This is a genomic window from Paenibacillus sp. PvR098 (assembly GCF_017833255.1).
Classification (GTDB): Bacteria; Bacillota; Bacilli; order Paenibacillales; family NBRC-103111; genus Paenibacillus_G.
The window spans coordinates 3986142-4006390 of record NZ_JAFIBU010000001.1; the positions used below are offsets into that span (position 1 = coordinate 3986142).

General features: G+C 47.3%; 27 protein-coding genes and 1 riboswitch. Of the genes, 19 read left to right on the forward strand and 8 right to left on the reverse strand.

Annotated elements, in window-relative coordinates:
• The first annotated feature begins 8 nt into the window (after positions 1-8).
• From JOE45_RS19645 to JOE45_RS19655, 3 genes are all read left to right on the forward strand, one after another.
• The gene (locus JOE45_RS19645) at positions 9-620 is read left to right on the forward strand and encodes a flavin reductase family protein (protein WP_210022737.1); all 612 of its coding nucleotides are present in this window, start codon (positions 9-11) and stop codon (positions 618-620) included.
• A 224-nt stretch (positions 621-844) separates the two neighbouring features.
• Positions 845-1276 (forward strand): Rrf2 family transcriptional regulator, encoded by a 432-nt coding sequence (locus JOE45_RS19650; protein ID WP_210022736.1) that lies wholly within the window; start codon positions 845-847, stop codon positions 1274-1276.
• A 93-nt stretch (positions 1277-1369) separates the two neighbouring features.
• Positions 1370-2233: an SDR family oxidoreductase gene (locus JOE45_RS19655; RefSeq protein WP_210022735.1), complete on the forward strand. Its 864-nt coding sequence runs from the start codon at positions 1370-1372 to the stop codon at positions 2231-2233.
• A gap of 71 nt (positions 2234-2304) precedes the next feature.
• Here JOE45_RS19655 and JOE45_RS19660 read toward each other — a convergent pair whose 3' ends face one another.
• A complete protein-coding gene (locus JOE45_RS19660; RefSeq protein WP_210022734.1) occupies positions 2305-2517 on the reverse strand; it encodes a hypothetical protein in 213 nt (70 codons plus the stop codon).
• A gap of 35 nt (positions 2518-2552) precedes the next feature.
• Entirely contained in the window at positions 2553-3155 is a 603-nt protein-coding gene (locus JOE45_RS19665) for a TetR/AcrR family transcriptional regulator (protein ID WP_210022733.1), read from the reverse strand.
• A gap of 203 nt (positions 3156-3358) precedes the next feature.
• Between JOE45_RS19665 and JOE45_RS19670 the strand changes: the two genes are divergently transcribed.
• Together JOE45_RS19670 and JOE45_RS19675 are read left to right on the forward strand one after the other, a co-directional pair.
• Entirely contained in the window at positions 3359-4552 is a 1194-nt protein-coding gene (locus JOE45_RS19670; protein ID WP_210022732.1) for an MFS transporter, read from the forward strand.
• 363 nt (positions 4553-4915) lie between these two features.
• Positions 4916-6145 carry an MFS transporter gene (locus tag JOE45_RS19675; protein ID WP_210023557.1) on the forward strand — a complete coding sequence of 410 codons (1230 nt, stop codon included), beginning with the start codon at positions 4916-4918 and terminating at the stop codon, positions 6143-6145.
• On the opposite strand, the gene JOE45_RS19680 is transcribed toward JOE45_RS19675, so the two are convergent.
• Both JOE45_RS19680 and JOE45_RS19685 read right to left on the reverse strand, forming a co-directional pair.
• Positions 6117-7004 (reverse strand): LysR family transcriptional regulator, encoded by an 888-nt coding sequence (locus tag JOE45_RS19680; protein WP_210022731.1) that lies wholly within the window; start codon positions 7002-7004, stop codon positions 6117-6119. The two genes, JOE45_RS19675 and JOE45_RS19680, sit on opposite strands and share 29 nt — an antisense overlap.
• A 162-nt stretch (positions 7005-7166) precedes the next feature.
• The gene (locus tag JOE45_RS19685) at positions 7167-7544 is read right to left on the reverse strand and encodes a hypothetical protein (protein ID WP_210022730.1); all 378 of its coding nucleotides are present in this window, start codon (positions 7542-7544) and stop codon (positions 7167-7169) included.
• Here JOE45_RS19685 and JOE45_RS24270 point away from each other — a divergent pair.
• The 5 genes from JOE45_RS24270 to JOE45_RS19710 all read left to right on the forward strand — a co-directional run bounded on the left by JOE45_RS24270 (position 7543) and on the right by JOE45_RS19710 (position 9686).
• Positions 7543-7725, forward strand: coding sequence for an S-layer homology domain-containing protein (locus tag JOE45_RS24270; RefSeq protein ID WP_210023556.1), 183 nt, complete (start codon positions 7543-7545; stop codon positions 7723-7725). The genes JOE45_RS19685 and JOE45_RS24270 overlap by 2 nt on opposite strands.
• Positions 7671-7883, forward strand: coding sequence for a hypothetical protein (locus tag JOE45_RS24275; RefSeq protein WP_210023555.1), 213 nt, complete (start codon positions 7671-7673; stop codon positions 7881-7883). Before JOE45_RS24270 ends, JOE45_RS24275 begins: the two co-directional genes overlap by 55 nt.
• Positions 7884-7898: 15 nt before the next feature.
• On the forward strand, positions 7899-8693 hold the full coding sequence (gene thyA, locus JOE45_RS19700; RefSeq protein ID WP_210022729.1) for a thymidylate synthase: 795 nt from the start codon (positions 7899-7901) through the stop codon (positions 8691-8693).
• Positions 8694-8755: 62 nt separating this feature from the next.
• A complete protein-coding gene (locus tag JOE45_RS19705) occupies positions 8756-9280 on the forward strand; it encodes a dihydrofolate reductase (RefSeq protein ID WP_210022728.1) in 525 nt (174 codons plus the stop codon).
• Positions 9281-9368: 88 nt separating this feature from the next.
• Positions 9369-9686, forward strand: a complete 318-nt coding sequence (locus JOE45_RS19710) for a hypothetical protein (protein WP_210022727.1) — start codon at positions 9369-9371, stop codon at positions 9684-9686.
• A 390-nt stretch (positions 9687-10076) separates the two neighbouring features.
• Here JOE45_RS19710 and JOE45_RS19715 read toward each other — a convergent pair whose 3' ends face one another.
• On the reverse strand, positions 10077-11354 hold the full coding sequence (locus JOE45_RS19715; RefSeq protein ID WP_210022726.1) for a glycosyltransferase family 2 protein: 1278 nt from the start codon (positions 11352-11354) through the stop codon (positions 10077-10079).
• Between the two features lie 192 nt (positions 11355-11546).
• Here JOE45_RS19715 and yyaC point away from each other — a divergent pair, with 192 nt between their 5' ends.
• From yyaC to JOE45_RS19740, 5 genes are all read left to right on the forward strand, one after another.
• A complete protein-coding gene (gene yyaC, locus JOE45_RS19720; RefSeq protein WP_210022725.1) occupies positions 11547-12107 on the forward strand; it encodes a spore protease YyaC in 561 nt (186 codons plus the stop codon).
• A complete protein-coding gene (locus JOE45_RS19725; protein WP_210022724.1) occupies positions 12104-13936 on the forward strand; it encodes an ABC transporter ATP-binding protein in 1833 nt (610 codons plus the stop codon). The genes yyaC and JOE45_RS19725 overlap by 4 nt, the downstream gene beginning before the upstream one ends.
• Before the next feature lie 78 nt (positions 13937-14014).
• Positions 14015-14112, forward strand: a riboswitch (guanidine-I (ykkC/yxkD leader).
• An 87-nt stretch (positions 14113-14199) separates the two neighbouring features.
• Positions 14200-14547 (forward strand): DMT family transporter, encoded by a 348-nt coding sequence (locus JOE45_RS19730; protein ID WP_210022723.1) that lies wholly within the window; start codon positions 14200-14202, stop codon positions 14545-14547.
• Positions 14544-14858 (forward strand): DMT family transporter, encoded by a 315-nt coding sequence (locus JOE45_RS19735; protein ID WP_210022722.1) that lies wholly within the window; start codon positions 14544-14546, stop codon positions 14856-14858. Before JOE45_RS19730 ends, JOE45_RS19735 begins: the two co-directional genes overlap by 4 nt.
• Positions 14859-15072: 214 nt before the next feature.
• A complete protein-coding gene (locus JOE45_RS19740) occupies positions 15073-15363 on the forward strand; it encodes a hypothetical protein (protein ID WP_210022721.1) in 291 nt (96 codons plus the stop codon).
• 24 nt (positions 15364-15387) lie between these two features.
• Here JOE45_RS19740 and JOE45_RS19745 read toward each other — a convergent pair whose 3' ends face one another.
• Positions 15388-16155, reverse strand: coding sequence for a sulfite exporter TauE/SafE family protein (locus tag JOE45_RS19745; RefSeq protein WP_210022720.1), 768 nt, complete (start codon positions 16153-16155; stop codon positions 15388-15390).
• 323 nt (positions 16156-16478) lie between these two features.
• On the opposite strand from JOE45_RS19745, the gene JOE45_RS19750 reads away from it, so the two are divergent.
• On the forward strand, positions 16479-17102 hold the full coding sequence (locus JOE45_RS19750) for a DUF3298 and DUF4163 domain-containing protein (protein ID WP_210022719.1): 624 nt from the start codon (positions 16479-16481) through the stop codon (positions 17100-17102).
• 64 nt (positions 17103-17166) lie between these two features.
• Here JOE45_RS19750 and JOE45_RS19755 read toward each other — a convergent pair whose 3' ends face one another.
• Both JOE45_RS19755 and JOE45_RS19760 read right to left on the reverse strand, forming a co-directional pair.
• On the reverse strand, positions 17167-17841 hold the full coding sequence (locus JOE45_RS19755; RefSeq protein ID WP_280874754.1) for an IS3 family transposase: 675 nt from the start codon (positions 17839-17841) through the stop codon (positions 17167-17169).
• Complete coding sequence (locus JOE45_RS19760; protein WP_210022718.1) at positions 17802-17981, reverse strand: hypothetical protein; 180 nt, start codon at positions 17979-17981, stop codon at positions 17802-17804. The genes JOE45_RS19755 and JOE45_RS19760 overlap by 40 nt, the downstream gene beginning before the upstream one ends.
• Positions 17982-18392: 411 nt before the next feature.
• Between JOE45_RS19760 and JOE45_RS19765 the strand changes: the two genes are divergently transcribed.
• The 3 genes from JOE45_RS19765 (at position 18393) to JOE45_RS19775 (ending at position 20240) form a co-directional block, all read left to right on the forward strand.
• Entirely contained in the window at positions 18393-18701 is a 309-nt protein-coding gene (locus tag JOE45_RS19765; RefSeq protein ID WP_210022717.1) for a hypothetical protein, read from the forward strand.
• Positions 18702-18887: 186 nt separating this feature from the next.
• Positions 18888-19547 carry an NAD(P)H-binding protein gene (locus tag JOE45_RS19770; RefSeq protein ID WP_210022716.1) on the forward strand — a complete coding sequence of 220 codons (660 nt, stop codon included), beginning with the start codon at positions 18888-18890 and terminating at the stop codon, positions 19545-19547.
• Between the two features lie 396 nt (positions 19548-19943).
• On the forward strand, positions 19944-20240 hold the full coding sequence (locus JOE45_RS19775; protein ID WP_210022715.1) for a hypothetical protein: 297 nt from the start codon (positions 19944-19946) through the stop codon (positions 20238-20240).
• Positions 20241-20249 lie beyond the last annotated feature (9 nt).

A 20249-nucleotide genomic window follows, 5' to 3' on the forward strand; every position in this document is an offset into this window, starting at 1 on the left:
AATGGACTTTGATATCTATTGATCCGGCAAGCCAGAGCGATAAGGATAACTATAAGCTGCTTATTGGGAGCATTATACCTAGGCCAGTTGCGCTTACCACAACCCTCTCGAAAGAGGGGGTCTTGAACGCGGCGCCATTCAGTTATTTTAATATTGTTACATCAAGTCCCCCCATGGTATCCGTCTCGGTGCAGCGCAATAAGGGTCTGCTTAAAGATACGGCTAGGAATGCGCAGGACACGGGCGCTTTTGTCGTTCATATCAGTGACGAAACGTACGTTGAGGAAATGAATCAAACGTCAGCGAGCTTAGGGCCCGAGGAAAGCGAGGTTCAATATGCAGGTCTTACTCCGATCCCAAGCGAGAAGGTGGCGGTCCCGGGTGTAGCCGAAGCGAAAATCCGGATGGAATGTGTGCTTGAACGATCCATTCCGCTGGGGGGGACAGAAACGGCTCCCGCGTGCGATTTGTTAATTGGCCGGGTCGTGTGCTTTCATATCGCGGAGGAGATCTTTCAGAACGGACATATTGATCCGGAGGGGCTTAAGCCGGTAAGCAGGCTCGGCGGCAGAGACTATGGCAAGCTGGGAGACATATTTTCGATTGAGCGGCCCGTTTAAGCTAACGAACGAGAATGAAGCGGACAAAAAAAGAGACCCACAAGCAACGGGCCGTGGGTCTAAAGTGTATATATTAAAAAGGGGGGTCACTAATAAGTATAGCCGAATATTATTATAGAAAGATGTTTATTAGATTTCAGTTGTGTTACAAATTTCATTCCGCGTAAACAGTTGACTTTCTAATATGTTGAAACTATAATGGTTACAACAAGAGGGTGAAACATATGAAAAAAATCAGCAGTCGCTTTTCCATCGCAGTTCACATCTTGTCGCTTGTATCGCTGAGCTCATTACCATGTACATCCGATTTCATAGCATCAAGCGTCAATACGAACCCGGTTATTATTCGAAGAATTATTGGACAGCTCAAACATGCCGGCTTGGTTTATGTTAAGGCCGGAACCGGGGGAACATACCTGCGAAAAGAACTGGATCAAATTACGTTACTTGACGTCTATAAAGCGGTTGAAGTCGTCGAGAAAGGCGATCTTTTTAATTTCCATGAGCATCCTAACCCGGTTTGTCCGGTTGGAGCTAATATCGAATCGGTTCTTCGAAGCAATATGCTGAGGGCTCAGTCTGCAATGGAACAAGAACTGGCTCAAGTTACTTTGAAGCAGCTGGTGACTGAACTTGGCGAGAAAAAAGGCTCTTGAACGAGCTCATTTTTTTCATATGTGTTGTAACCGATCTGGTTATAATATACTCACTCCTATTAACTACAATCCACTGAAGGGAAGGATTTTCTCATGTCTATTTTTATTACCGGCGCTACAGGTGAACTCGGAGGTCTCGTGATTGAGCACCTGCTCAAAAAAGTATCTGCCAACCAAATTGTTGCTGTTGTCCGCAATATGGATAAAGCCTCAGCTCTTGCCGATCTTGGAATTGAAGTTCGACACGGGGATTACCTGAATCCGGAATCTCTTCAAAAAGCGTTTGCCGGTGCCGACAAATTGCTTTTTATCTCCAGCCCGGACTCGGATGATACGCTTCGCATCGTTCAGCATGCGAATGTTGTCAAAGCAGCCAGAGATGCAGGCGTCAAACATATTGCTTATACGAGTTTTGCCTTTGCCAAGGAGTCCAATATCCCGCTTGCTCAGGTTCATTTGGCAACAGAGCATGCGATTCGGACAACGAAAATTCCTTATACTTTCTTGGGCAACTCTTTATATACCGAAGTTTTTGTGAATCCGGGGTTAGGCGCATCCTTAGAGCATGGCGCCATTGTTACAAATACCGGCACCGGGAAGCTGAATACGGCTACCCGCAGCGATCTTGCCTTGGCTGCCGCGGCAGTTCTTACAGGGGAAGGACATGAGAATAAGACATACAATCTAGTTTCGGGCCAAACCTGGACTTATGATGAGCTGGCTAGCATTGTTTCTGAAGTTTCGGGCAAACAAATTGTGCATAAGGCCGTATCCTTCGAAGAGGAAAAAAACATTCTCTTGGGCGCTGGGTTCCCTGAACCGGTTGCCAACCTGTTTGCAGGTATCTACCATGCGGTTTCCGTAGGTGAAACGTCCAAAACGTCTAATGATTTGTTGGATCTGATCGGCTCTACGACACCACTGAAAGAAACCGTAAAGCAAGTATTGCAAGGATAATAAATATTCATTTAAAAGGATTGGAACAAAAACAGGTCACCGCTCGTCTGATAGTGGTGACCTGTTTTTGTTTATCGCTTTTTCAATTCGAAAAATTCACAGACATCCCGCTGATGATACGTCACGTCGCTTACTCCGGATTGGGTCACAATGAATGTATCGGTAAAACGTATAATGATTCCGCCTGAATCCACGATATGGTCATCTTGGAAAACGCGAATAGCGACTTGCCGATCCATCGCTTCCTGAAAGTCTTGTTCGGTTAATAATCTGCGTTGAGCCATTCGTTTGAGCTCCTTCATTATCAGTATTAATTACGCTAGGTTTTGCGCATAAATAAACGGAGCAAATTGTCAGGGGCATTTTTTCCGTCGAAGGGAAGTCCTCTTGCTTCCGCAAGGATCATCGCTTGGACGTACGTTAAAAAATAATAAGCAAGCTCCCTTGGATCTCCTTCGATAAAATGACCGCTTGCCTGACCTTCAGCAAATATAGAAGCGACGAGCTCTACATTCGCGGCCATAACGGCTCTTACTGTACTTTTTAGTACTTCTGACACCGCATCGGAGGTAAGAAACTGGTCCACGAAAATTTGATGAAACAGTGCCTCCTCCAAATTGTTGATGTTGATGTTATGCAGAAGAAGAACGATCTTCTCGTACCCGTTGAGCGGTTGGGAGACGACATATTCCAAATCCTTTTTAAAGCCTTTTAAGCTTTTGTCGATCAAGGAAATATAGATTTCCTCTTTCGAGCGGAAATAATTATACACCAGTCCGTGGCTCATGCCTGACTTTTTGGCAATATCGGAAATTTTAGTTGCGCTAAGACCCTTTTTGGCAAAAAGTTCTACCGCGGCGGATAAGATGAGCTCGGAGCGTTCTTTTCGGTGTTCTTGATCTCGCTTAGGATTTCTTGGCATAGAAACCTCCGCCGGTTGAATTTTCTATATCATAGATGGAGCTTTGCCGCACTGTCAAGCTTAGACTCCTCTGATGCAATGCTCAGAAAATGTTCAATCTTACAAATTGACTTTTAGTTAATCTGTGAACTATTCTTTAGAATAGAATTGAATTTTGTTTAGGGTTAATACAGATACTAGGATAGGGATAGAGGAGAGTATTGATGAAACAAAACAACAACACAGCGTTGATCATGCTGATGATCAACATGTTTATTGCCATGCTGGGGATTGGGTTGATCATTCCCGTGCTGCCTGATTTTCTTAAGGCATTTGACGCTGCCGGCCAAGCAGCGGGTTATTTGATTGCGGCTATGGGCTTAACACAGTTTTTGTTTTCTCCTATTGCGGGAGAATGGTCCGATAAGTACGGCCGAAAGGTCATGATTGTATCAGGACTTGCCCTGTTCAGTTTTTCCAACTTTTTATTCGCTGTAGCTGACGAGATGTGGCTGCTTTATGTCTCGCGGTTGATCGGAGGCATCGGTGCCGCAGCTATGATTCCCTCCATGCTGGCATATATAGCCGACATTACCAGTGAAGAGGACCGGGGGAAAGGTCTTGGCATGCTGGGCGCTTCGATGTCGCTTGGCTTTGTCATCGGACCGGGAATCGGCGGGTTTCTTGCTGAGCTCGGCATCCGTGCTCCTTTTTATGTATCTGCAGCCGTAGGCGGCTTCGCGATGCTTCTTTCGTGGACTTTGCTTCGGGAGACCCGGTCTATGGAGGAGCGACAGTCGGCCAGACTCTCAACGGACAAGAAAGAGAACATTTGGGGGCAGTTCGCCAAATCCTTCAAGGCGCCATATTTGATACTGCTGGTGCTCATTTTCACATTGACGTTCGGGCTTGCTAATTTTGAAGCGGTCTTTCCGCTTTTCGTGGATCAGAAGTATGGCTATACCTCTCGAGACATTGCGGTGCTGATTACTGTAGGAGCCCTGATTGGCGCGGTGATTCAAGCGGTGCTGATCGGTAAGCTGATTAAACGTTTCGGCGAAAAGCTATTGATCAACCTAACGTTTTTATTATCCGCCGTGTCATTGGTGCTGATGCTGCTGTCAGGGAACTTCTGGTACATCCTTGTGCTAACCACTTTATTCTTCTCCTTTACATCGATCCTGCGTCCTGCGATCAATACGCTGCTTTCGAAAATGGCGGGAGACGAGCAGGGATTTGTTGCAGGGATGAATAATGCTTATATGAGTATCGGCAATATTTTTGGCCCGGCCTTGGCCGGCATTCTGTTCGACGTTCATGTCAATATACCTTATTTGTTCGGGGCAATGGTTCTGATTATCAGCTTGACCATGTCTTTAAGCTGGGGTAGAAGCAAGATGAGCGTTGCGGTTAAGTAAGCGTGCAGAAGCAAGTTAAAAACCATTTGAAGACAGGGAACCGGCATGTGCAGCCCATAGTGGATCTGCGCGGCAGCTATCCTTGTCTTTTTTTCCTTATAGAATACGCAATAATAATTTTGATAGCTGAAAATCGCACTCATTCAACATGAGAAAAACACTAGGGATCTTAAGGCCCCCAAGTGTTTTTTTTTAATTACATAAATGCATTAATATGTTGCAAAAGATCAATTATACACATCAATCATTCGGGTGTATGCTGAATAGAAAAATGAATCCGGAAGGATATGAAATCAAGTGAGTGCGACATCGAAGAAGCATGCGGATTGTAGTTTGGAAAAAAACTCCTTGAGTGGAGGTATGATGGATACGGAGAGCCAGGGATACTTGAAGCGCGGAAGCAAAGAGTATCGGCGGGGAAGCTTTGCTTTATTCGCCGCGGGGGTGGCTACTTATGCGGTTTTATACTACGTTCAACCATTGTTTCCGATTTACTCCAAGGAATTCGGCTTATCGCCAGCGGCTGTTAGCTTGTCTTTATCCATTAGTACGGTGCTGCTTGCCGTCTCGCTGCCGTTTGCAAGTTTTTTATCCGATCGTATCGGCAGAAAAACGCTTATGGCGGTTTCACTCCTTGTGTCTTCGCTTTGCTGTTTAGGAACCGCCTTCGTTCCTAATTTTACAAGCCTGCTTGTCATCCGCGCGATCCAAGGTATAGCCCTTGCCGGTCTCCCTGCCGTGGCGATGACTTATCTAGCTGAGGAAATGGAGGCCAAAAGTTTGGGGTTCGCCATGGGATTATATATAAGCGGGAATACGGTGGGCGCATTGTTCGGAAGGATCGCAGTCAGTACGGTAGCCGATGTGTACACATGGAGAATGGGCGTAGGCTTAATGGCGATGGTCAGTCTGATAGCAAGTCTGTATTTCTGGTGGAACCTACCGCCTTCCAGGCACTTTAAGCCACAGCGAATGGAACCGAAAGCCATCCTCCGGCTTTTTGCCGTCCAGTTCCGTGATTCCACTTTGATTCTCCTTTTTGTGTTAGGTGCGATTTTGATGGGGAGCTACGTTACTCTAAACAATTATTTGGGGTTCCGGCTGCTTGGAGCACCATTTCATCTGTCTCAAACGGTGGTAGGATGGATCTTCATTCTAACCCTGGTGGGCACGGTTAGTTCTTCATGGATGGGAAGAGTAAGCGACCGCATTGGGCTGCGAATGGTTTTGTGGATTAATGTCATATTGATGCTGATTGGAATCCTGCTGTCGCTCTCAGCGCACTTGGCTGTTTTAATCATCGGTGTGGCGGTGTTCACCTTTGGATTTTTTGGGGGGCATTCGATAGCCAGCTCCTGGGTAGGAAGCAGGGCTTCCGTAGGAAGAGCGCAGGCATCTTCTTTGTACCTGCTGTTTTACTATGTAGGATCAAGTCTTGGGGGAACCATTGGCGGGTTGTTCTGGAGCCGGTTTGATTGGGCAGGTATTGTCGGTATGATTACCGCCATGATTGCTTGTGCCATGCTGGTTTCCTTTGTATTAACTGCTGTTTTGCCGGAGAAATCTAATCAGTATTCTCAAAATAATTCATAACAAATTGCAGAAAACGTACGGTTGGGGGAGACAGGTATCGGTCTTTCATCCAAGCTACGCCGATGATCCGGTAGCATTCGGGGGAGCTTACTTTTAGCTTGACCAGTTTCTGGGCGGTTAATCCGCTTACATCAGGAATAAGGGCAACGCCTAGTCCGGCAGCAACCAAACCCGCCACAGTGGGAACCTCCTCGCCCTCAAATGCGATTTTGGGAGTAAAGCCGGCTTCCATACACAGACGGTCAATGACGTTTCTAAGCCCATAGCCCTTTTTAAAGGAGATCATCGGTTCGTCGGCAATTTCCGCCAATACAATGGATTCACGGTTTGCCAGCGGGTGATGAGCGGGGACAAAAACAAACAGCTCCTCACTCCATAATTGTTTCCATTCCACCGAAAGGTTTACTTCATCCAGAGAAGAAAGCAGACAAAGGTCAATCGATCCTTGAATGAGCTGCTGCAGCAGGAAAACGGTGTTACTTTGATTCAGTTGAAATCGAATATTCGGTGAGTTGGCGCGAAACGTGACAATCAGGTCAGGAATGAGCTGGGAGCCTAGCGTATGGAGAAACCCCAGCATGACTTCTCCTGCTTCTTCATCGAGCATGTTCTGAATTTCAAGTTTCCCTTCTTCATGTTCTTTCATAATACGGTGAACCCGCTTTAAAAAAAGCTCTCCGTACCGGTTCAGCTTGATAGACCGGCCTACCCGATCAAACAGCGGAACGCCCAGTTCTTCCTCCATCCGTGAGATAGAGCGGCTGAGTGCGGACTGCGAGACCGACAGGAATTGGGCTGCCCGTGTCATATGCTCCATTCGGGCTACGGTTTGAAAATATTCAAGCTGCTGCCACTCCAATTTGCAATCACCTGACCTTGATCTTTCTGTTACGCATGATTATATCATAGTATACGGAGAAGATAGTATCCTCCCTCCCCGTAGGCGATTTTGGCTCCAGCGGGCAAGAGCTTCGACTACACACTCATCAGTTTTTTTATCAATTCGGTTTTCCCTTTTACACTAGCTTTCTGATAAATCCTCCCCAAAATCGACATGTGACGCACCTGGCACTTCTTTAAATCCTAAACTTTTCACAACGTCCTGATAATATGGAATAGGAGATGAAATGATAAAAGTTCCGCCCTTTAATAGATAAGACATCACCAGATGGAAAAAGGTATGACGGGCTTCCGAGCTGGGATACTTCCACAGATCAATATGATAAAGATACAAACCTGCTGGAGACCCGGAAGGAACACCATATTCGAGCCGCTGCTCATTCGTCAATGTCCGAAAATAGTGTTTGGAAATCGGGCTGTGTTCCAAATAAGACAGCGTGTCTTTATGAATAGGGATAAATACGAGTAATGCGACGGTTTCTTGATGTTCGTTTTTCATTAGCCGTTACGAAGACGATACTTTCAGGCCTGACAATACGATTACTCGGGCCGAAATTATTGCGATCATCAGCAGATTAGTTGATCTTCAAGCCGTTAAGAAAGGCAGCCACAAACCTTCTCGGATATTGATGGTTCCTGGAACGCGGCTCAAATCCACGAGGCTTCTGCAGCTGGTTTAGTGCAGGGTCGTGATGGAAGTACCTTTTCTCCTGACTGGTTCTTCTACTATTTTCTATATCGAGGAATTAGTATTGAAAGGCTAGACTTTTGGTCACATACCGCCTCCTCTGTTATAATAAAAAACAAAAACCTTTTCGCCGCGGCGCAAGGATCATGACTTATGAGGTGAACCATGAAAGCTTACTTGGATTTACTAAAGGATGTATTAGAGCATGGCGTACAGAAGGAAGATCGCACCGGAACAGGGACCCTCTCCGTATTTGGCAGGCAGATGCGAGTGGATTTATCAGAAGGCTTCCCTTTATTGACAACAAAGAAGCTCCATATTAAATCGATTGTTCATGAACTTTTGTGGTTTTTAAGCGGGAGTACGAACGTAAAATATTTGCGTGATAATGGTGTAACCATATGGGATGAGTGGGCCGACGAAGAGGGGAACCTGGGAAGAGTGTACGGGGCTCAATGGAGAACCTGGCATGCGCCAAATGGACAAACCATCGATCAAATTGCAAATGTCATTAAGCAGATTCAGAACAATCCGGATTCCCGGAGGCACTTGGTCAGCGCTTGGAATCCTGCTGAAGTGGATAGCATGGCGCTGCCTCCTTGTCATTACGCGTTTCAATTCTATGTGGCGAACGGCCGGCTATCCTGCATGTTTCAGATGCGGTCGATCGATACGTTTTTAGGGCTTCCATTTAACCTGGCATCTTATGCATTGTTGACTCATATGGTGGCCGAGCAATGTGATCTCGAAGTTGGAGAATTAATTTGGACTGGCGGCGACGTTCATATCTACTCCAATCATATTGAGCAGGTTAAGCTGCAGCTGACTAGAGAGCCCTACCCATTGCCGAAGCTTGTCATCAAACGAAAGCCGGATTCCATTTTCGATTATCAATTCGAGGATTTTGATTTCGTGGGATATCAGTCTCATCCTGGAATTAAGGCACCGATAGCCATTTAATCTTTATAATGAAAAGACGAATCATAAAGACCTTATGAGGAAGGATAGAGGGGAAGATTCGAGTGACGATATCGTTAATCTTGGCGATGGATGAAGCGCGCGGGATCGGAAGAAATAATAAACTGCCATGGCGGCTGCCGGCGGATTTGGCTTTTTTTAAGAAGACGACCTTGGGGCACACCATTCTGATGGGACGCAAAACCTATGAATCGATCGGCAGGCCTTTACCGGGGCGTCATAACGTGATTTTGACAAGGGATGCTTCGTTCAAGGCTGAAGGCTCCGAGGTCTTGCATTCCGTAGAGGAGGCAGCCGCAGCGTATGGGCGCGGGGGGAGCAAAGAGACAGAAGAGCTCTTTGTGATCGGAGGCGCGGAGGTGTACGGTCTGATGCTGCCGTATGCGGATCGAATGTATATTACCGAAATCGCCCATCGCTTTGAAGCGGACGCTTTCTTCCCTGACGTTGACCAAGAACAATGGAGGGTCGTGTCACGAGAGAGAGGGATACGGGATGACAAAAATCCGTACGATTTCGAATTCGTGATCTATGAACGAGTGAGCAAGCAAGCCGATTCGGGAGTATAGCATGAAAAGGAATGAAGCGGGCCGTTTATGCGCATCTTAGGGTTGAACCGTGTGCACATCCAGTTAACCCGAGAGGAAGATGCCGAACATGACACAGGTCAATCAACATCAGATGCCGATCCGGCACGTCATCGACAACGCGGAGAAAGCGATGCAGATCGCCAAGGACGCTGAGATGGCCGTGCGTCACGCCCAGCTTCAATCCGACCCGCATAAGCTATCCGCAGCAATTGCGGAGATGGAAGGGGCTCAACGCGCATTGGAGAAAGCGCAAAGCCAAATGGAAGCGCAGGACCATGAGCACCATCATCAAGAGCTTGCTCAAGTGCAGCACCAGTTGAATCAGGCGCTGCAAAGCATGGATGTGGTCGCTTCGAATACGGAGCAGCCGAGACAGGTGCGCTGAATCGGCTGTCTATCGAAAAAAGAATGAGATATCCCTGAGGGCAAAATCAGGAGATGCTTGTGCGAAAATAGGTAACTTGTAAGGAAAGATTGCTTTACTAACTCCATCCCGTTCCGCGACTTGGAACGGGATGTTTGTATTTATCGAGGGGGCTGGCTGCATTGCTGTAACTCCGGTAGTATTGGCGTGGCTCGGAAAGCTTTGGGGGATGTAGCGGCCGATAAGCGGACACGCCGCCGTGTCCGTGATTTCGTAGTCTATCGTTTGACATTGTCAAAATGGCTATACATGCTGATATGCCAAAATGAGAACGAACGTGAGCAGTACGCTGACCAGAGCATACTTCCATTGCTTCAACGAATAGTTCATGCTATGCTTCTTCCTCTCTGATTACAAATTCGGATCTTGCATCCGCCGAAGCTCCTTGAGCGAATAAAAGGTACCCCTCCAATAAATTCCACCCTGTCGAATCGTCAGCCATACCGAACGGACCACGATGTAACAAAGTAAAGCGATGCTCACTGGAAGCGCAAGCACCTCAGTCCCGCCTTTACCAACGATGGAGCGGATCAGCAGGAAGTACACGGTAAGCATCAGAAGGAGGGATGCGCCGAATCCTGCAGCCGCCCAGCCGGAAGCCAATACGACGCCTGCAAATGGGAACAAAAACAGCGCCAACTGTCCGATTACGCCGAGCACAGCGATGCTAATCCGGTAGCTGAAGCCGGAAAATATATTTTTCTCCAGCCCTTGAACGGCATCCCTTAAACTACGATACCATTCGACCGAGATATGATGCGCGCCGGAGGCAAGTCTTTGGCGCAGGCGTGCTCGCTTCACCTGCTTCCCAAGCTGGAGGTCGTCGTCCGGACGCATCGCGATGGCCTTGTGCGTGCCGATTCTTTCATAGGCCCGCCTCGTCAACAAGTTGAAGGCTCCGACTCCCATACCGTGCCGGTGTTGTAAATCATCATTCACCCGCCAAGGACGAATAAACAAACATAAAGTAAAAAAGAAATACTGCACGAACGCTTTCAGCCAAAACCCTCGTGCGATAATCCGGGGCGCCAGCGTCAAGTGATCTGCATGCTGCTCCTGCAGATACCGTACCGCATCTGCGACTGTATTCGGGTCGAACTGCACATCTGCATCGGTAAAGAGCAGATACTTGCCGCGAGCCTGCAGATAGCCTTGATATAAGGCATGATTTTTGCCAAGCCAGCCTGGAGGCAGCGACGTAATATGAATGACCCGCAGCGGGACGGTGATGCCATCCCGGCTTTCCGACCAGCGGCGAAGCTCGTCCAAGCGGTGGCCGGTCGCATCCTGCGAACGGTCGTTCACTGCGATAATTTCGAGCTTCGGATACGTTTGGTTGAGCAGATGCTTCACCGTATCTGCGATAGAGGATTCCTCCTCTTTGGCAGCGATGATGACGGATACCAGCGGCGTATCCGGAGAAGCAGAGACGGCGCCCTTGAATGCGGAGGCCGTATGTTCAGTTGGGTTCCCTCGATTCCCGCGTCCGCTCGATTTCTCTATATTAAATCCATGGTTCCCCGCTGAACGGGGAAGGGTAGACATCCATTTACGGGCCCGAATCGTATCCCACAGCATGAACAGCCAATAACCCAGCGCAGCTAGCGCCCAGACTTCTATAATCCGCATCGATCTACACCTTCGCTTTCCGCCGATCCTGGATGAAATAAACGATAGTTTAGTTGAATTATATCACGCTCAGAAGACGCACAACAAATCTTGAACCAACGATAGCCATGCGGTATGCTACAAGTGTACATCATCATCATCAGCAGCAGGGCGGTCATTGACAATGATGACGCAGATGGAAGGGGAAAAGGAATGACTAGTGAGCAGGTCCAGCCGCTCTACCGCAAGAAGCTGAAAGCAGGCGAGCTTCCCGATTTTTTGGAGATGATCCGAAGCCAAGGTATTGGGGCGCAAAATCTGTTGTTCTTGTGCATCGGTACGGATCGCTCTACCGGCGATGCGCTCGGTCCGCTTGTCGGGACCATGCTGCAGGAAGCGGGCTATCCGCATGTCGTCGGATCGCTGGAGTTTCCGTTCGATGCGAGCAACATGCGGGAACGGCTGCAAGAAATACCCCCAGGACTGAAAATCGTCGCTATTGACGCCTGTCTGGGTCAGGCGGTGTCGTTAGGGTGGTATCAAGTATCCAATCGTCCGATTGAGCCGGGTAAATCCGTGGGCAAGCAGCTGCCGCTTGTCGGCGATTATTCGATCGCGGCCATCGTTAATGTGGATCAGGGGCAAAAATATGCAATTTTACAGAGTACTTCATTATATAGGATCATGACCATGGCGAGGGAAATCGCGAAGGCTATATTCACCGTATTTCCGCTGAAAGCCGGATCGGATCGGGAGAAAGAAGGCGGAGCATGAGGGACGGAGGCATACGTTTTGGAGGGGGACAACACCCAAATGGGTTTCAGAACAGAGGGAAAGCGAGTCTAAAGGATGTGTCTGTTGCGCGGATTTACCAATTGTTCAAGGGATACCGCTTGCAGCTTTCGGCCATTCTCGTTCTCGCTCTTGTCGGAGGAGCCATCGGGCTCGTTCCACCGCTGATTATGCGGGAAATCATTGACACGGCGCTGCCTGAGGGAGACCGACGGCAGCTGCTTTATCTGGTCGCTCTCATGGGGCTGCTTCCGCTGGTGAGCGGTCTTCTAGGCGTTTGGCAGAACCACGAGAATACGAAGGTCGGACAGGGTGTGATGCGGGACATGAGGCAATCGCTGTTCGCCAATCTGCAGAGGCAGTCCATGAGCTTTTTCACGGATGCCAAATCCGGTGAAATCATCCAGCGGTTAACCGGTGACGTTCAGGCCGTTCAGAATGTGGTGACGACGCTGATCGTCTCTGCGGTTACTCAGTCTGTAATCGTGGTTACATCGATCATCATCTTGTTCGTGCTCGACTGGCGATTGGCCATACTTTCCACCGTTATTCTGCCATTATTTATTCTGCCTGTTCGCAAGGTATCTGAAGTGCGCAAACGGCTGCGCGGCGAAACCCAGAAGGTTCGCGGAGATATGTCCGCAAGGCTGGGCGAGATTTTTGGCGTGTCCGGAGCGCTGCTCACCCGCATTTTCCAGCAGGAGCCGAGCCAGCAGAAACAGTTCACCCTTCTTAATGAGAAGGTGATGAACCTGGAGCTGAGGCTCAATCTGGTCGGCCGCTGGTACGGTATGGTCATCGGAGTGCTGGGACCGATTGGAACGGCTTTAATCTATTTGTACGGCGGTTGGAAAGTCATTGAAGGGACGATGACGATCGGCAGTATCATTGCCTTTGCCGCTTATCTCGGACGCTTGTACGGCCCGGTGGGAACGCTGCTCAATCTGCGGGTAGAGGTCGGAACTGCACTTGGCGTGTTTCAACGGCTGTTTGAATACGAAGACTTAGAGCCCGAGGTAAAGGACTCGGAGCAGGCTCGTCCGCTTCCGCCGGTCCGGGGGGATGTCGAATTCCGCAATGTTTCGTACGCTTATCAGCCAGAGCGATATGCGCTGCAGAACGTGTCCTTCGAGGCCCGTCCCGGAGAAGTGGTCGCGATCGTCGGACCAAGCGGAGCGGGCAAATCAACACTGATCGGGATGCTTGCCCGGTTGTATGATCCGACGGATGGAGCCATTACAGTGGACGGTTACGATATCCGGGAGGTGTCGCTGGACAGCCTGAGGAAGCAGGTCGCGTTCGTCACCCAGGAATCGTTCCTGTTTCACGCCACCGTGGGGGAGAATTTACTCTTTGCCCGCCAAGAGGCATCGCCTGAAGAAGTGGAGGAAGCATGCCGTAAGGCTTACATTCATGAAATGATCGCAGCCCTGCCTCAAGGCTACGATACAACGGTCGGTGAGCGAGGTCACCGCTTGTCCGGCGGGGAGCGGCAGCGGCTTGCGATTGCGCGGGCCATCCTGAAGAACCCGCGTATTCTGATTCTCGATGAGGCGACGTCTCATCTCGATTCCGCATCGGAGGCTTACGTCCAAGCCGCGTTGGATGAGCTGATGCGCGGCCGCACTACGCTCGTCATTGCCCACCGGCTTTCAACGATATTATCTGCGGACCGTATCGTTGTGCTGGAGGATGGGAGAGTCGCCGAAACCGGACGCCACGGGGACCTGCTCGAGCGAGGTGGATTATATGCTAAGCTTTACCGAACGCAATTTAACAAAGCTTCCTCCGTGAAGCATGAGTTACAATGATGAAGCACTCATTCACTTTATGCCGGTGATACAGGCTTGAAGTTTTCGACCAGGAGTGTATAATAAGCATCAATTGTATAAAAGGTTTTCTAGGGTTCCGCAACGTTAGTTGGACTGGTCCGAGAGGAAACTCACAGCTAATCGCTGTGCCACGGAAGGATAAAAACCTGGGAGGATAACGGCCGCAAATGGCAGTTAACTCCGAGGTTTTTATTTTTTCATATGAGAATATCGCATCTTTGGTAAGGGGGAAGTATGTTTCTATGGGTAAACAATGGATACAAGTATGTATAGCCGCGTTATTTGAAGTGATATGGGTTATTGGCCTGAAGCATTCTGATGATTTTTGGAGCTGGTCTGGCACAGCTATTGCTATCTGGATTAGCTTTTACTTGTTGATAAGAGCAGGAAGAGAACTTCCTGTCGGAACGGTTTACGCTGTATTTGCGGGACTTGGGACTGCCGGAACCGTTCTCTCCGAAGTGTTGTTTTTCGGTGAGCCGCTAAAGATAGCGAAGCTTATTCTTATTGCGGTTCTATTGGCAGGTGTAGTCGGCCTAAAGCTTGTCACCCCGGATAAGCACAGAGTAAAAGGAGCTGAAGCGGAATGAACTGGGTTTTCCTTATGCTAGCTGGTGGATTTGAAATGTTCGCTGTGGCGATGATAAATAAAGTAAACAGAGATCGTAATTGGCAATCCATGCTTTTGCTCGTTGCCGGGTTCGGTGCAAGCTTTTTATTTCTCTCCTTAGCTATGAAGGGCTTACAAATGAGCACAGCATATGCAGTTTGGACTGGAATAGGCGCTTCAGGCGGGGCGATCTTGGGAATGATTTTCTATGGTGAATCTAAGAATATTATGCGGATCCTTTGTATTGTGGTGGTTCTTGGAGCCGCGGTAGGGCTGAAGCTGGTATCTTGAGAATCAGCTAGAATCCCTCCAAAATAAGTGGAGGCACGTTACATTTTTTCCCATAAAAAATGAGGTGAAGAGTTTTCTGCATAAAAAAGCTGAAAAGCAAGCCATTCCTGTAAATAGTTCACATAAACGGGTTCGTCCGCATATATAATGGGTATTACTCTTTTAATAAGTAAATTAAGCGACATCGAGTACAGCCATGAAAGGAGCTATGTCTATGCGTCAAATCAGACATGTTAATATTGCCGATGAGAGCAGCCGTGTGTATTGCTGCTTACGAAATAAAGTAGTCAAGCTCGATGAGGAACAAAAGAAAGATTTTTGCGGAAAATGCCGTATGTATGCGGGGGATGCCGGAGGTCAAGGCGTAGAATGTGTCTGGGAGGATATGCGCCCTGTAGGCAATCCTCACTTGGTGCGGAATCCGGCAGCAGAGCTGCATAGCAACCAAATCAAGCCCGTAGCGAATCATGATCATCTGGCTACATGTATTGTTGTTGCCGGATAAAAAAGAGGTCCGAAGACCTCTCTGCTAGGATAGGAATAAATCCCAAAGCTGTTTTCCTATCAGAAGAGTAGTAACGAGAATAAACAACGGCTTAACATATTGGGAGCCTTTACGGATCGCGAACTGCGTACCGACAAGCGCTCCTGCGATCATGGCCAGGCCCATCGGGAGGCCGTAACCCAGGTGCACGGATCCAAAGACAAAGAACGAAGCCAAACTGGCGATGTTGCTTGCAAAATTTAGCACCCTTGCATTCGCCGATGCGCCTACGAAATCATAGCCAAGCAGCAGAAACACAAACAGCAGGAACGATCCGGTACCAGGACCGAAAAAGCCGTCGTAAAAACCGATTACCAAAGCACAAACGGCCGCAGCCAACTTGTGGATGAACGTCAACCTGACGGGGTGGCCTGTTCCGTTCCAGTTCTTTTTGAACAAGGTATAGATCAGCACGACAATCAGCAAAACGACCACGAGCGGCCGCAAGAAAGTGGATGGAAGCAAGTGAACCGTATACGTGCCTAACGTCGATCCTATGAAGGATAACGGAAACAGCGCGAGTACTATGCGGATGCTGATTTTGCCGGAAAATAAAAAAGAAGCCGTACTGGTAAAGGACGACAGCGTTCCTCCTAATTTGTTCGTGCCGAGCACCATGCTGGGAGACAATCCAGTCATCAGCAGCGCAGGTACCGAGATAAGGCCGCCCCCGCCTACCACGGAGTCGATGAAAGCCGCGATAAAGCCGGCAACGACGAGGAAAACGAGCATATCTAAAGATGGCAGTTCCACGAAACTCATTCTCCTTCAATCCATTAGCTTTGGAAGACTATCTTCCAGACAACAGATAGAGTATATCTGAATTCCATCATTCCGACAACAGCTAATCCTATTCTATTTGTCTCATTGCGCATATGTCGTATCCGTCATATCTTCGTCTCAAGTATTTATTTATACATCATTAATTACATAATCAGGTGAGAGGTATGTTTTGTTCCAGCCTGCAGGAAGTTAGAGGGCGGCTTGGTTTATATATTCCGTGTCTTTCACACCATAGAGTATCCGCACGCATATACTGGGCGTAACCATACGGATGCAGTTGGGAGTGTGAGACAATGGAACAAGCATATATAGAGGAACATGCAAGAAAGGAAAGGATTATCACGCGAAGGCTGGTGAAGCCGCGGTTGGATATCAAATATCCTCAGGTGGTGGGTCTTCGGAACGGTTTTGTTCGCCGAATGATAAACAACTCGATATTGGATACGGTATACGATTTAATCCGAATGCAGGGCTACGTGCAGGACCCGACCAAATCTTTAACAGGCGGCTACCATATCAAATTGCACCAAAACGGGCTGCTCAGCCTGCTGTACGATAATTACGGCTATGCTAAAGGAGCAGCTCATGGTATTACGTATCAAAGCTCGCAGACGTTTAGTACGGAGGACGGTACCGAATACAAGTTGGGAGACCTGTTCAAGCCTGGAAGCGATTATATTGACCGTTTGTCAGATATCATCAAACGAGAGTTCAAGGCACGGGACATCCCCATGATTGCGGAGTTTCAATCTATCGGTGAGAACCAACCATTCTATTTGACCGAGCAAGCGGTTGTAATCTACTTTCAGCTGTATGAATATACCCCTTACGTGTATGGTTTTCCTACGTTTGAGATCCCTTTTCGGGAAGTGATGGACATCATAGAACCGAACGGACCGATAGGCAAGCTGTTGTAAATAAATAAAGAAACCGGACCCCAGAATTGGTCAAGACCCCATTTAGTAGACATTAAAAAAGCCTCTAGGCTGCAAGCTGGCGTCGGTACTCTACCGGCGTCAGTTTTTTTAATTTTCTTTGTGGTCGCTTTTGGTTATAAAAATGAATATATTCCTCAATTCGCCTTTGTGCCTCGTCCAAACTTCGTATATCATAAGGATAGAGCCTTTCCGTTTTGAGATGCGAGAAGAAGCTCTCCATCAAGGCATTGTCATAACAATTGCCCCTCCGAGACATGCTGATTTGGACGCCAACCTGTGGCAGCATGTCGTGGTAAGCGTAGGACGTGTACTGGAACCCTTGGTCGCTGTGAACGATCAATCCAGTCACGTCTTTCGTCTTTTCAAAGGCTTTCGCAAACGTCTCTAGGACGAGCTGGTTATCGTTGCGTAAGCTCATCTGGTAAGCCACGATCTCGTTATTGAACAAATCTTTAATCGCGGAGAGATACAGCCAGGTGTCTGCTACACGGTACTGGGTGACATCGGTAACCCATTTTTGATTGGGGGCATCTGCTTCAAAATTATGCTGAAGTACATTCTCCGCAACTCGGTCTCCTACGGATGAAGCGTAGTGACAACGATGCTTGCGACGAATTCGAGAACGTAGTCCCATTTCCTGCATGAGACGCAACACCTTCTTGTGGTTGATCCAGACCCCTAGGCCATATGCCCCAAGCTTCTTGTACTTTCGCTCCAAATCTTAAGTCGTCCTTCGTCATGAATATCTAACTGCTTCATAATTTCTCGATGAGTCATTCCATCTAATTTCATCTGAATGGCTTTCATCTTCAACTCTTCACTATACTGCTTCAACTTCTGACCTTTTTTTACTGGCATAAAAAATGCACCCCTTAGATTTTCATCGGATTAACCTAGGGGTTTTCCAATGTCTATTCTAAGGGGTGCACTTTAATGAGGTCCTATGGTCTTTTCTAAGGTCTATTGAATAACTAATTACGGCTTGTGGAAAAGTAAACATACAAATCAAATTTAGTCACAAGAAGGAGATATGAAGTGCTTACTTATTTACTTTCATTGGCTTTCATCGTTTGCATCGTGTCCCTGATTTGGTCATTGGCCACAATACGCAAACAACGAAATAAGGAATTAGATAAAGGCTTGAATCCAACAACGGTTAAGCATCAAATTTTGGCAAACCCTATACTCATAGCGTATGTATTGTTTCCAATAGTCGTTGCGTTAGGGGCAGTTCTAGTCATGTATTTAAATCGTTAAGTGGAGGATACTATGAACAAATCCAAATATTATGTTTCGGTACAGGCGGCTACCATATTAGAAAACCAAGGTGATGCGGCATACGAATTTGAGATAGAGGCTACACCTGAGGAAATTTTAAAACTTGAAGAACTGTTTGAGGAACGGCTGGACATTGAGGATGATAATTATATTAGAGCTCACATCCCGGGGGTTCCCTATCATCATGATGCGCCGAATGATCAATATGAGCTTAGCTTACACGACATTTATTCATTGGTCTATGATTTGGGTACAGCAGAAACCAAAAAGCATATTGAGAGCATGCAAATTTTAACCTGAAGCGGCTTAACCCAATCAAGAAAATGGTTTCGTCATACGTGAAGGCCCTAAATGATAAACCGCATAGGGCTTTTTGGTATACTTGTTTGGTTGCTGTAGGTTGAGTTTATGAAGCGATTCTATTACTATTAATGATATCAGGGTAGGGAATGTCACTTCACGAAGGATGTTATCATGGGGGATAGGATGAACAAAACAGCGATTGTAGCCGGGGCGACGGGGCTGGTTGGCCGCGATTTGGTGAAGCTTCTTCTGTCGGATCCTGAGTATGGCAAGGTCATCGCTTTAGTCAGGCGCCGGGTAAACTTGGATAATGAAAAGCTAACTCAGGTGCTTACTGATTGGGAAGAGGAGACGCTTGAACAAGCTTTGAAGGATGATCTGAGAGATTCCCATGTATTTTGTGCTCTAGGAACGACGATACGGAAGGCCAAAACCAAGGAACAATTCCGCAAAGTAGATTTCGATTATCCTATGCTGCTTGGAGTGCTATCCAAGAAATACAGGGCAGCTTCATATTTGATTGTTTCTGCCATAGGGGCTTCTAAAGACTCTATGTTCTTCTACAGTAAAGTTAAGGGAGAAGTGGAGGAAGGCCTCAAGGGCTTGAATTTGCAGGCATTACATATCTTCAGACCCTCGCTTTTATTAGGTCAACGTGATGAATTCCGGTTCGGAGAGAAAATGGCAGAGATCCTTGGCGGTTTTTTTTCATCCCTTATGATCGGGGGCTTGAGTCAATATAAACCCATAACCGGTACAGCCGTGGCTCAAGGAATGATTCGTGCTGCTAAGAACGGAGATGCAGGTGTACGGCTGTACCGGTCTGACCAAATCAAAGGTTGATAAGATTAAACTAAGGGATCCGCCGCGTGCAGATCCTTTTCACATTTCATTCCCAATTGTAATCACATACGGATGTTCCTACGAAGCCAACTTTTTTTATTTCGTAATATTCATGTTGACAAGGCAGAGCAAGAAAGTTATATTTAAAAACAACAACTAAGATACTAGTATGCCGGTATTTAGCGTCATTAACCTATTTTTATTTTAGTAAAGTGATTCTAAAAAGGGGGATTCATATTATTCAATCCTATCGTTCAATGGGCACACAGTAAAATTTCATTTGGAAACCTTGATCCTCGACAAAGGCACAGAATCGTTCTTTTTTACGGCAAATTGTAACCGCATACAATTGGCAAGGTATGAAATCGGTCTGAAATATATCTGATGGAGGATGCTATGGATCAAAGAATAAAAGTGTTTATTGAATATAAAATCAGAAATGAAAAAATGACAGATTATAAAAAGATGATCCCCAAAATACAAGAGATCTATTCTGAGAAGCAGTATTCTGCTTATGAAGGCGTGGATCAGCCTGGCTTGATTGTGGAAGAATTCTTTGTTTCCAATATGGAAGAGTATTCCGAAACCAAAAACAATCGTCTTACCGGATCAGACCCTATATGGATTGATTTAGCCGACTGCATTGAGGGTGGAGCCAAAAAAATGCATATATGGGCCTTTGCGCAAATGTAAAGACTAAAC